We start from the raw sequence: 11,752 nt of genomic DNA on the forward strand, positions 1-11,752 counted from the left end.
GAGCCGCGCCCCCAGGAGGTCCCGGACATCGCCCCGGCAAACGGATCCGCGACGACGACGGGCGACCTCGTCCGCGACTGGCCGGTAACCGTCGGTGAGAGCGGAAGGCCGGCGCGCGGATCGGTCTCAGCAGCGGGCGAGCGTGCCGCTGTCCAGGGTGGATTTGTCGCCGAACACCCAGCCTTCGGTCTCCGTGCCCGCGATGCGGGCGTAGATCCACTTATTGGCATGGGCGTTGGTGATGTAGCAGTGGTAGTAGAGCTTCGTACCGGAGTTGACCGCGGTCACATAGGAGCACTCCGCGTACGGCCCGGTGTAGAGATGGGTGTTCTGGGACGCCTTGCCGTAGCCGTCGCTGCGGTTCGAGTGGGCCCAGCCGGTGCACGCCGTCGACACCGGGGTGGGCTCCTTGACCGTGGCGCTGGGCGTCACCTTCGGCGAGGCCGACGGGGAGCCGGACGGCTTGTCGCCTCCGCCGCTCGGCGACGCCGACGCGGTGCCCGTCTGCTGGTCCCCGTCCTTCGTCGAGGGCGTGCCGGACGGCGTGCCGCCAGGTGTGCCGGACGCCGTCTCGCCGGGGCTGAGGGACGTCAGGTCCCCCGGGGAGGTCGGGCCGTCGGTCGGGCCGCCCGCACCGGGCACGCCGCCGTCGGTGGAGGTGCTCGCCGTGGGAAGCGCCGTGTTCGACCCGCCGCCCTCGTCGCCCCGCAGGTCCATCAGGGCGTAGGCGACTCCGCCGGAGACGAGGACGGTCGCGGCCGCCACCGCGACGATGGTGCGGGTGCGCCGACGCCGGGCCCGTACCGACGTGGCACGGGTCTCGGAACGGCTGTTCCGACCGGCCGGTGCGCCGGGCACCACGCCCGGCTGTCCGGCGCCCGCCGGCGGCGGGGCAGCGTACGCGCCGGGCGCCATGTAGGGGGCAGGGGGCTGCGGGGCCGGCGGGGAGAACGGCGCGGCCAGGGCCGGACCGAAGCCCTGCGGAGCGGCGGGCAGGGGCGCCGGTGCCGCCGCGAGGTCCGACGTCCCGCCCCCGGCGACCGCCTCCAGCATCTCGCGCGCCTGCCCGGCGTCGGGCCGCTGCAGCGGGTCCTTCGCCATCAGCGCCTGCAGCACCGGGGTGAGCGGCCCGGCGCGCCGGGGCTCCGGCAGCGGTTCGCCGACGATCGCCGCCAGCGTGGACCACACCGACGTACGGCGGAACGGCGCAGCGCCCTCCACGGCCGCGTACAGCGTCATGCCGAGCGCCCAGATGTCCGACGCGGCACCCGGTACCTGGCCCTGCGCGCGCTCCGGCGGCAGGTAGTCGAGCGAGCCGACGATCTGGCCGCTCTGGGTCAGCTTGGCCAGGGCCTCGTCGCCGGAGGTCTCCATGCTGGCGATGCCGAAGTCGGTGAGCACCACCCGGCCGCCGGGCTCGAGCAGGACGTTGCCGGGCTTGACGTCCCGGTGCAGGACGCCGACCCGGTGGGCCGCGTCGAGCGCGTCCATCAGCTTCGCGCCGATCGCGGCCGCTTCGCGCGGATCCAGGGAGCCGCGCTCCGCGAGTACATCGTCGAGGGAGGGCCCTTCGACCAGCTCCATGACGATGACCGGCAGCCCCTGCTCCTCGACCACGTCGTGCACCGTGACCACACCGCTGTGCCGGACACGGGCGGCGGCCTGGGCCTCCCGCTGCATCCGGACCCGCAGATCGGCCAGTTCGGCCGGGGCCGCGTCGGTGTAGGCCCGCAGGACCTTGACGGCGACCTCCCGGTTCAACAACTGGTCCACCGCCCGGGCGACCACGCCCATCCCACCGCGGCCGATCATCGCGGTCACGCGGTATCGACCGCCCAGAACCACGCCGACCAGATCCGCGCCGTTCGCCCCCGTCACCTGTCACATCCCGTTCGTCGCACTGTTCGAAATACGCCTGTGGCGGGCACCAGGGTAGGGGTTCGCGCGTGTGCGAGTGCGCACGCCCCGGCTCTCCGAGACACTTGTACCGCGCAACAGCCGTGGTCACCACGGCATCTCACCTGAGATCAGGACACGCGTATGCTCCGCCTCTGCAAGCGTGAGCCTGGCTCGTGCGGGGTGAACCGGCCGAAGCGGGGACGTTCAGCCGATGATGGCGACGGGGCCGTCCCAGGCGTCCTGGTCGACGGTGATCGTGTAACCGCCCCTGGTCTCCCTGCTGTTGACCAGGTACTGGTGGCCTCGGCTGTGGCCGGTGTACTGGGTGGCGCCCCAGGGCCAGTCGGCGGTGGTGGTGTTCTGCTTGTCCCACAGCGCGTACCAGAGGTTGCCCGGCAGGTCGGTGCGGTCGGTCGCGGTGGCGACGGCCTTGGCACTGGAGCTGGTGAAGCCGTAGAAGCCGCCGCGGTAGGTCTTGCCGCGCAGCGTCTTGGTGAAGGAGCGCACGTACGTCAGCACGGCGTCGTTGCACGCCTTGTTGGTGACGTCGTACGGCTCCATGTCGAGGAAGATCGGGCTGCCGGGCTTCATGCCGAGTGCCGACGCCTTGGCGACCGCGTCGTTGGCGTCCGTGACGCCGAGGGAGGCCGCCGTCGAGGCCGTGAGCTTCTCCGGATTGGCGCTGGTCTGGCAGGGCGGCTGGGCGCCGACGTAGATCGGGATGAGCTTCCAGCCCATGGCGCTGACCGACTTCGTCCAGGAAGCGGTGAGGTTCGGCTGGGAACAGCCGCGGTTCCTGCCTCCGACGTACACCGCGGCGGCACCGTAGAACCCTGTGTTCCACGCCTTCATGGCGGCGAGAGAGGGGGCCGCGCAGGTGTCGAACGCCCGGCCGGTGAAGGTCTTCTGGGCGGGCCAGACCGTGGCCGCCATCGAGGTCTGCGCCGCGACGACGGCACCCACGACGGCGACGGCGCCCCCCGCCGTCACGGCGATGTAGCGACGCTTCTTGGACAGCCGATGACCGGCCATACCCACCCCCTTCACCACCACGGCCCACGGCCGCATCCGGCACGCCGGCCGAGGACGACGGGTGTGCGAGGCGGATGCCGACCCGCCGAGGCTGTGCCCGCCGCCACAGGGAGCGGCGCAGTGCGCTTTCCGCTCCGTACGTGCGGAGCAGACCGCACTGTAACGGACAGCGGCCGGCACTCGACGGCCCGGGCACCCCCAGCACGCACACCGCGGCCCCGGCAGCCGGGCCGGCTCCCCCGGCTGCCGGGCGGCGTCCCGCTCACCCCATGTGAACCTGCGGGTGGGGCGTCACTTCGCCAGGAAGGCGAGGAGGGCGGTGTTGACCTCCTCGGCGTGGGTCCACAGCAGGCCGTGCGGGGCGCCCTCGATCTCGACGTAGTCGGCGGCGGGGAGCGCCTTGTGGAAGGGGCGGGCCGTGTTCTCGGCGGGGAGGATGCGGTCGGCGGTGCCGTGCAGGATCAGGGCCGGCACGTCGACGGCGGGGATGTCGGCGCGGAAGTCGGTGTACCAGGTCGCCGGCGCGGCGGACGCGGCGAAGGAGCCACCGCGGGCAGCGGTGTCCCAGCTGTTGCGGACGGCCTCCTCGCTGATCCGGCTGCCCAGGTTCTCGTCGAGGTTGTAGAAGTCCTGGAAGAAGGCGGTGTAGTAGGCGTACCGGTCGGCCTTGACGGCGGCGACGACTCCGTCGAAGAACTCCTTCGGGGCCACGCCCTCCGGGTTGTCGTCGGTCTTGAGCAGGCAGGGCTCCAGGGAGGCCAGGAAGGCGACCTTGGCGACGCGGGCGGAGCCGTACGTGGAGACGTAGCGGGCGACCTCACCGGTGCCCATCGAGAAGCCGACGAGGACGGCGTCGTTCAGGTCGAGGGTCTCCATCACGGTGTTCAGGTCGGCGGCGAAGGTGTCGTAGTCGTAGCCGGTCGTCGGCTGCGAGGACTGGCCGAAGCCGCGGCGGTCGTACGTGATCACGCGGTAGCCGGCGTCGAGCAGAGCGGCGCTCTGGCGCTCCCAGGAGTGGCCGTCGAGCGGGAAGCCGTGGATGAGGACGACGGGCTGTCCGGCGCCGTGGTCCTCGTAGTACAGCTCGATGGGGGTGGTGTTCTCCTGGCCCACGGTGATGAACGGCACGGGTTGTCTCCTCGATGCGAATCGATACGAGTGATGCAAGTGACGCGAGCGACGCGACGTCGGCGGTCCGCGCCGCTGTGCGGTACGGAACGCCTTCACGCTACGGCCGGGGAAGCGCCGTCTGTTGTCGCGCCACGCACCACTCCTTGCACCTGAGTGCAGCGTTCCGCCTGCGCGTGATTCCTGCCTGTGGTTCTGCCTGGAGGCCGAGACGGCCCGCTGCTTGGCTGTGCGGTGCGGGCCGGAACCCGGGGGCGCGCCCCCGTCGCCCCCCCGGAGTCACTTCCTCTGAGCGGAGAGCATTTTGACCTTGGTGTTGACAACCGCCTCCGTGCCGGACCGGGACAAGGTCGCGTACTGGAACAATGCGGTGAGCAGGACCCTGGTGCCGATGACGGTCGCCCCTCGGGGCGACGGGCCGTTCGACGGCCGGATCGCCACCGACCGGATCGGATACCTCCAGGTCTCCACCATGGAGGCCGACGCGAAGCGGGTCAGGCGCACGCCGGCGCTGATCGCCGGGTCGTCCGAGGCGCTGGTGGCGGTCGGCGTCCAGATGTCCGGCACGGCCACCTTCGTCCAGGACGGCCGGCGGGCCGAGGTGGGCGAGGGTGACCTGGTGGTGTACGACACGAACCGGCCGTACTCCTTCGACTATCCGCACCGGTTCACCACGCACGTCTTCCAACTTCCGCGCCGCGCGCTGGGCGTGTCGGACAGCGACATCCGGCAGGTCACGGGCAACGCCATCGGCACCGGGGACGGATTCGGCGCGATGCTGCTCCCGTTCCTGGCCACCCTGGCCTCCTCCTCGGCCGACGGCTACCCGCCGCCCCTCGCGAACCGGTTGGCCGGCCATGTCGTCGACCTGTTGGCCACCCTGGTGGCGGAACGGGCCCACCTGGGCGGTACGGACGCGGACGCGCGGAGCCATCTGACACTGCGCGTCCGTGACTTCATCAACCGGAACCTGGGCGATCCGGACCTGTCACCGGAGCGCATAGCCCAGGCGCACCGGATCTCCGTCCGGTACCTGCACCGGCTGTTCGAAGGCGAGGGGACCACGGTCGGCCGGCTCATCCGGCAGCGGCGCCTGGAGGAGTGCGGCCGTGAACTGGCCCGCCGCGGCAGGACGGCACCCACCGTGTCCGCCGTGGGCCAGAGGTGGGGCTTCGTGAACGCCGCCCACTTCAGCCGTTCCTTCCGCGCCGCGTACGGCGTCTCCCCCCGTGAATGGCGCGACCTGCGCACGGTCCACGGGGCCGACCGGCGAGGGGCTGACCTTCCGCCGTCCAGCGGGTAAGGTCCCCGCTCGGCCGGTGCGCCGGTGCGCACCGAACCGCCCTTTCGCTTCAGGCGCCCTCCCGGCAGGAGACCGTGTGTGACCGACTTCGTCCCTTCGTCCGTTCGGCACCCGGTCCTGGACCACCGCACCCAAGCCTTCGTGGCCCGGCACACCTGCCCACCGTCGCCGCAGGACCAGGACCTGGCACAGGCCCGTCGGGAACTCGCACGTCTCCAGGGGACGAGCGCGCCCGACCCTCTCGACGAGGGAGCCACCTCCACGGAGTGGTTCGCGCTGCCGGGCGGGCCGACCGGTCACGTCCGGGTGCAGGTCGTCAGGCCCGCCGACAGCGTCGGCGAGATCCCCGTCGTCCTGTTCCTGCACGGTCTCGGCTGGGCCCTGGGAGACGCCGGCACCCATGAACGCCTGGTGCGGGCCTTCGCCCTCGGCACGGACGCGGCCGTCGTCTTCGTCGAGTACGAGCGCGCCCCCGAGGCGCGGTACCCGATCGCCGTCGAGCAGTGCTACGCGGTCGCGCGGTGGATCTGCGAGCGAGGCGCCGAGATCGGCCTGGACGGAAGCCGGATGGCCGCCGTGGGCGAGTCGGCGGGCGGCAACCTGGTGGCGGCCCTGACCCTGCTCGCCAAGGAGCGCGGTGGGGTGCGGCTGCTGCAGCAGGTGCTGCTCTGCCCGGTCACCGACGCCGGCTGCGACACGCCCTCGTACGAGGAGTTCGCCGACGGCTACTTCCTCGGCGGCGAGACCATGCGCTGGTTCTGGGACCAGTACCTGCCCGACGTACGGCAGCGGAGCCGGACCACCGCGTCACCGCTGAGGGCGTCCCTGGAGCAGCTCGCCGGGCTCCCTCCGGCGCTGGTGGTCACCAGCGAGGCCGACGTGGTGCGCGATGAGGGCGAGGCGTACGCGACGAAGCTCCGGGCGGCCGGCGTACCGGTGGTCTCCCTGCGCTACCACGGGACGATCCACGGCTTCATGGTGCTCGATCCGCTCCGCGACACGGATGCCGCCCGCGCCGCCCTCGTCCAGACCCTCGACACCGTGCACCTCGCCCTGCACCGGTTCCGCGGCTGAGCGCGGCGCGGGCCGCTCCTCACTCGGCGGGGAGCGTGTCCAGGAGCTTCTGCGCGGTCTTCAGGTCCTTGCTGTCGACCGCGTCGCCGAGGGCGACGGCCTGACGGAGACAGGAGCGGGCTTCCTCGGTCTCTCCCAGTGCCATCAGGGCCTCTCCCAGGTGCACGAGCGTGCTGCCCTCGATGTGGGAGATGCCGAGGGAGGTCGACCGCCCCAGAGCATCGCGATAGTGGTCGGCCGCCTCGCGCCAACGCTTCATGTCGGCGTAGCCGCGACCGAGCGCACGGGTCGTGTTGGCACGGTAGATGTCGGCGAGGTGCCCGCTCACCGGGCATTCGGGCGTGTCCAGGAAGGTGATGATGCGCCTGTACTGGATCAGGGCCTCGTCGGCACGGCCGAGCAGGCGCAGGGAGGTGCCGTGGGTGAACATGGCACCCAGCCAGCCCTCCCGGTCTTCGGTCTCTTCGTAGAGTCCTATCGCGGCGAGCGAGGTGTCGGCTGCCTCCTGGACCTCGCCGAGCTCCGACTGGGCCCAGGCCGCCAGCGTCAGGGCCGAGGCCTGCTGCGGGGTGTTCTCGGCGCGTCGGGCGAAGCTCAGCCCTTCGTGGGCCTGCTCGACGGCCTCCCCGTACCGGGTCTCGCAGGAGAGGGACCAGGAGTACATGTTGAGCTGAAAGGCCCGCATGTACGGGTCGTCGAGAGCGGCGGCGGACAGGACGGCCAGGCGGAACACCTCCGGCCAGTGTCCCCAGTGGACCCACAGGTTGACGAACCACTCCATGGCACCGGCGGTCTCCACGACCCGGGTGTGCTCCCCCCTCAGGGCGGCACAGCGCAGCGCGGCGAGCCAGGAGGGGGCCTCGCTCTGGAGCCAGGCACGGGCCTCCTCGGCGCTCTCCAGCGGGACCAGGCCCTGCCAGGAGGGCGGCGGCGCACCGTACTTGGGCTTGTACCAGCGGCCCGCGACCACGGCCGTCTCCAGAAGCCAGGTGCGCAGCCGGTCGTCGGCCGCTTCCCGCTCTCCCGGTTCCTCCTCGCGGGACAGCCTGGCGCGGGCGAACAGCCGTATCAGGTCGTGCAGTTGGTAGCGGCCGGTGAAGGCGGCCTGCAGCAGCCCGGCCTCGACGAGCTCCTCCATCACGTCCTCGGCGTCGAAGACGTCCGTCGCCATCAGGGCGGCGCCGTAGGCGGCGGTCATGTCCGGCCCCGGCACCAGACTCAGCAGCCGCAGCAGCCGCGCGGCCTGGCCGGTCAGTTGTCGGTAGGACAACTCGAAGGCCGCTTCCACCCGCACGTCGCCGGCGGCGAGCGCGCCCAGTCGGCGTTCCTCGTCGGCCAGGCGCCGGACCAGGTGGTCGACGGTCCATCCGGAACGGACCGTCAGCCAGCTTCCCGCCACCCGCAGGGCGAGCGGCAGCCGCCCGCACAGCTCCGCCACCCGCGCCACGGCCCGGGGTTCCGCGTCCGCCCGTTCCTCGCCCAGGATCCGGCGCAGCAGATCGACCGCCTCGTCCTGCGCCATCTCGCAGAGCACCAGGCGGCCGACGTCCTCGAGACCGGTCAAGGGCCGCCGGCTGGTGATCAGCACGAGACTCCGCCCGCCCGCGGGCAGCACGGCACGGACCTGCCCCTCGTCGCAGGCGTTGTCCAACACGACCAGGCACCGGCGGTCACCCAACAGCGCGCGCAGCAGCCCCGCGCGGCCGTGTGCATCCTCCTGCGCCAGCCTGCGGTCGGACACGCCGAGGGCCTTCAGCAGCTTCAGCAGCGCCTCGCCCGTGTCCACGGGCCCGTCCACCCCGTGCAGGTCCACCACGAACCGCCCGTCGGGGAACTCCTCCGCCAGATCCGCCGCCGCCTTCAGCGCCAGCGTCGTCTTCCCGCACCCGGGAGGACCCGAGACGACCCACACCGACGTCTCCCCGCCGGCGCCGGCCCGTTCTGCCGCCTTCCGCAGGAGCGCCAGCTCCGGTTCGCGCCCCGTGAAGTCCCCCACCGATCGCGGCGGCACCACCGTCCCCGCCGCCGCGACCGCGCGCGTCGGACGTGCCGACCGCGCCGAGGTGAGCAGCGCCTCCCGCTCCGCCTCCGCGAGCCCGAGGCCCTCCGCGAGCGCCACCACCGTGCGCCGCTGCGGAACGCGACTGCGCCCCCGCTCCATGTCGCCGATGGCCCGGACGCTCACACCCGAGGCCTCCGCCAGCTCCTCCATCGTCAAACGGCGCTGCTGCCTCAGACCACGCAGAACAGCACCGAACGACTTCTCGCCGTACACAACTCCTCGTTCCTCCCGCCCCGAGGAAAGAATACGGTGTGCCATTTTGCGCAAAACCGCAGGCCAGCGGCGTGAAGCAGCGTGCCGGGCCCACCCCGGAGGGTGGACCCGGCACGGGTTGCGGGTCGGCGCGCGCAGCCCGGTGTCTCAGAGGCCGAAGCGTGCGCGGCGCGGCTCCGGCACCAGGTCGGCGTACCGCCCGGTACATGCAGTGATCGCACCCCAGGAAGGACACACGCCATGACACACGCCATGACACACGATGACAACGCCCGGGCCGCCTTCCTGCTGTACGCCCCGGAACGGGAGCCGCATGCCTGGGCCCTCGACCTCGCCGGCCTGGGCGAAGCCCTGCGGGAATCCTTCCCCGAAGTCCGCTACAAGGTCCGCCAGGACCGCACGCACCAGGGCGAGCCGTACCTCTCCTTCTGGGCGAGCACCGACGACGGCACCGAGTACGACGGCACCGCCACGGTCCACGGCCGGGACTGCGTGATGCTGGCCGACACCACGGCCGACGAGGCAGCCCCGTTCCTCCTCTGGCTGCGGGACACCTACCTCCCCGCCCCCGACCTCATCCGCTTCAGCAGCGAACCGGCCGTGGAACGGGGCATCGAGACGGACTGGCGCCTGCCCGCCCACGGCGACGCCGCACAGGTGGCCGACGAACTGCGGCACCACCTCGCGCTCGTGGACGGGACCTGACTCCCACCGGCACAGCCGCTCGGAACCGCCACGGGCGGTGAGGCCTCCACCGAGCATGCGCGCAAAGGTCAGCTCAAGGGCTGAACAGACGCCATATCAGGGGGAGTTCATGACCTTGACCACCTCAGGCCGCATCCGCCTGCATACGTCCACGGAGGAATCCGGCCGCCAAGGATGTGAACGAGACAAAGCTCGGTGGCCAGGTGGTGAAGTTGTCATGAACTTGCAAGGTTGAAGGAGCGCGACGCACCACCAGTGAGGCCCATGTCCACCGATCACTCCCTGACCGGAGGTGCCACTATGGCCCCTGCACAGACAACCGTCCCGGCGCGCCTCTCCCGCATCATCGGCGCGCTCGCCCTTGGCGTCGGCGTGAGCGCCGCCTTCGTCACGCCCGCCTCGGCCGCCACCTCGCAGGCATCGGGGGTGACCGTGACCAGCGTGCAGAACGTCGCTGCCGACTACCCCTGCTACGGGGTCTCCACCTCAGGCGCGACGAGCTGTTTCCAGCCCTACGGTGAGCACCTCTACACCTGCGACACCGCCTCCGACGGCCACCACCCGGGCAGCTGGTACCGGATCAACGGCGGCTCGTGGCACAACGTGCAGTACAACCTCGGCAACGGCTACTGCGCCGACCTCAACCTCTCCATCGGCGAGAGCGGCTACATCGACATCCAGGCGTGCAACTACGAGGGCAGCACCGAGCTGAACTGCAGCGGCATCCGGAGGGTCACCGCCAACGGGTGACCGCTCGCCCGGGACCACCACCCGGGCGCGCACCGGCCCGTGGCTCGTGCGGCCCCGCCCCACCGGGCGGGGCCGCACGGCCTTTCCCTACGACCGGCGGCCCGTGGCCGAGCCGAAGCCCAGCCAGGTGTGCCGGTTTCCCCACCAACACCAGCCGACCTTCGGGGCATTGCGCCGCTCGCGGCCGTCGCGCCCCGTCCCGTTGCTGATCCAGATCGCCGGCGTACGGGCGTCGTAGGATCCGTTCGCCTTACGCAGCCGCGAACCGATGGTCATGAAGCAGCGGTTGCGCTCCAGGGCGGCCAGCTGCTGAAGAACCCAGTGGATCCCTTCGGCGAGCGTGAGCGGGCTGCGCCCCTCCCGCACGATGGCCGGCAGCGCCTCCTCGGGGCTCCAGTTGGCCATGTGGTCGCCGCGGTCGAGGCCGGTGACGAGATAGAGCGGGGCGTCCGGAAGCTCCACGCCGTACGGTCGGAAGTCATCGACGTCCGGCATGTCGACGACCACGAACCCGGGCTTGTCGTCACGACGGAGCAGCGGCGCGAGCGTGGACGCCGGGATCCGGTCCGGGTGTACGGCGAGCAGGGCGTCGCCGTCGGCGGCCTCGGCCTCCCTGGCGAAGGCACGCAGCTGGTCGGCGGTCAGCCCGGCGAGCTCGTGCATTCCGAGCTCGATCAGTCTCTCGGCCTGGGCGGCGAGGGACGGCAGCGGGGCAAGGGCGGCGGCGGTCACGGCGTCGGTCAAGGCACTCCTGGGTTCGAGGGGGATCGGCCTTGAGCCGAACGACGCCCGGCCCGGGATTGTTCCCGCCGCGGCGCGAGGGAGAGGGGCGCCGATGGAGGCCGTGCGGTCCGGGCGCGGGTGTGCGCGGTCGGCAGGACCGCCCCCTGCGCCACGTGGCCGTCTCGACGACCCCCGTCGTCCCCTCCAGCACACCGCACCCCGACGGCACCTCCTCCATGCGTGCCTTCCACGCGAAGGCCGCCGGCCCGGGCCTCGCCGTCACGCGCTCGCGCAGCCGGCCACCGGGGTCACCGACAGTACCTCCGTGACGGGGATGTCGACGGTACGGCCCTGGACGGTCAGGGCCAGTGCGCCGCTGCCGCGGGTGAGCTCGCCGCACACGGTGCCGGCCGAGGTGGTGACCTCGACGGCCGTGGTGGGCGTGTCCGGGGTGGGCCACCAGGAGCTCGTGGCGGCGAGGGCCGTCAGGAGGACCGTGGCGAAGGTGAGGACCAGGCCCGTGCGCAGGCGGCGGGCGGCGCGTGGTGGGGCGTCGGGGGCCCCGGAGTGCGGCCAGGCCGTGCGGCCGACGAGGTAGACCGCCAGGCAGGCCAGGAGCAGGGCCAGCAGGACCAGGACGCCCGCCAGCGCCTCCACGCCGTTCGGGGCCGCGGACGCGCCGGAGCCGCCGGCCTTCAGCGCGCCGCACAGGCCGACGAAGCCCAGGGCCGCCAGCTGGAGCGTCAGCCAGCCGCGGGCCGAGGCCTGGACCTCGTGTGTTCCGACCTCGCCGCCGCCACCGCTGCCGTCGCTCATGGCCGCAAGGATGCCGACGTCCGGGCCCGGGAGGCGGGGTGCCACGC

10 protein-coding genes are annotated in these 11,752 nt (G+C 72.2%); 4 read left to right on the forward strand and 6 right to left on the reverse strand.

The window, feature by feature from the left end:
* Positions 1–126 precede the first annotated feature (126 nt).
* The 3 genes from AC07AW_RS18725 to AC07AW_RS18735 form a co-directional block, all read right to left on the reverse strand.
* On the reverse strand, positions 127–1,812 hold the full coding sequence (locus tag AC07AW_RS18725; RefSeq protein ID WP_478816898.1) for a serine/threonine-protein kinase: 1,686 nt from the start codon (positions 1,810–1,812) through the stop codon (positions 127–129).
* Between the two features lie 291 nt (positions 1,813–2,103).
* Entirely contained in the window at positions 2,104–2,931 is an 828-nt protein-coding gene (locus AC07AW_RS18730) for a glycoside hydrolase domain-containing protein (RefSeq protein ID WP_478816578.1), read from the reverse strand.
* 291 nt (positions 2,932–3,222) lie between these two features.
* Positions 3,223–4,059, reverse strand: a complete 837-nt coding sequence (locus AC07AW_RS18735; protein WP_478816579.1) for an alpha/beta fold hydrolase — start codon at positions 4,057–4,059, stop codon at positions 3,223–3,225.
* A 304-nt stretch (positions 4,060–4,363) separates the two neighbouring features.
* Here AC07AW_RS18735 and AC07AW_RS18740 point away from each other — a divergent pair, with 304 nt between their 5' ends.
* Together AC07AW_RS18740 and AC07AW_RS18745 are read left to right on the forward strand one after the other, a co-directional pair.
* Positions 4,364–5,362 carry an AraC-like ligand-binding domain-containing protein gene (locus AC07AW_RS18740; RefSeq protein ID WP_478816580.1) on the forward strand — a complete coding sequence of 333 codons (999 nt, stop codon included), beginning with the start codon at positions 4,364–4,366 and terminating at the stop codon, positions 5,360–5,362.
* Positions 5,363–5,440: 78 nt separating this feature from the next.
* Positions 5,441–6,436 (forward strand): alpha/beta hydrolase, encoded by a 996-nt coding sequence (locus AC07AW_RS18745; RefSeq protein ID WP_478816581.1) that lies wholly within the window; start codon positions 5,441–5,443, stop codon positions 6,434–6,436.
* A gap of 19 nt (positions 6,437–6,455) precedes the next feature.
* Here AC07AW_RS18745 and AC07AW_RS18750 read toward each other — a convergent pair whose 3' ends face one another.
* Positions 6,456–8,756 (reverse strand): helix-turn-helix domain-containing protein, encoded by a 2,301-nt coding sequence (locus tag AC07AW_RS18750; RefSeq protein WP_478816582.1) that lies wholly within the window; start codon positions 8,754–8,756, stop codon positions 6,456–6,458.
* Between the two features lie 207 nt (positions 8,757–8,963).
* On the opposite strand from AC07AW_RS18750, the gene AC07AW_RS18755 reads away from it, so the two are divergent.
* Positions 8,964–9,416, forward strand: coding sequence for a hypothetical protein (locus AC07AW_RS18755; protein ID WP_478816583.1), 453 nt, complete (start codon positions 8,964–8,966; stop codon positions 9,414–9,416).
* A 300-nt stretch (positions 9,417–9,716) separates the two neighbouring features.
* Complete coding sequence (locus AC07AW_RS18760; protein ID WP_478816584.1) at positions 9,717–10,166, forward strand: hypothetical protein; 450 nt, start codon at positions 9,717–9,719, stop codon at positions 10,164–10,166.
* Positions 10,167–10,253: 87 nt separating this feature from the next.
* Here AC07AW_RS18760 and AC07AW_RS18765 read toward each other — a convergent pair whose 3' ends face one another.
* Together AC07AW_RS18765 and AC07AW_RS18770 are read right to left on the reverse strand one after the other, a co-directional pair.
* Positions 10,254–10,910 carry a DUF5701 family protein gene (locus AC07AW_RS18765; RefSeq protein ID WP_478816585.1) on the reverse strand — a complete coding sequence of 219 codons (657 nt, stop codon included), beginning with the start codon at positions 10,908–10,910 and terminating at the stop codon, positions 10,254–10,256.
* 258 nt (positions 10,911–11,168) lie between these two features.
* On the reverse strand, positions 11,169–11,705 hold the full coding sequence (locus tag AC07AW_RS18770; protein WP_478816586.1) for a hypothetical protein: 537 nt from the start codon (positions 11,703–11,705) through the stop codon (positions 11,169–11,171).
* Between the last annotated feature and the right edge of the window lie 47 nt (positions 11,706–11,752).

It is taken from the genome of Streptomyces sp. NPDC044003 (assembly GCF_056435185.1).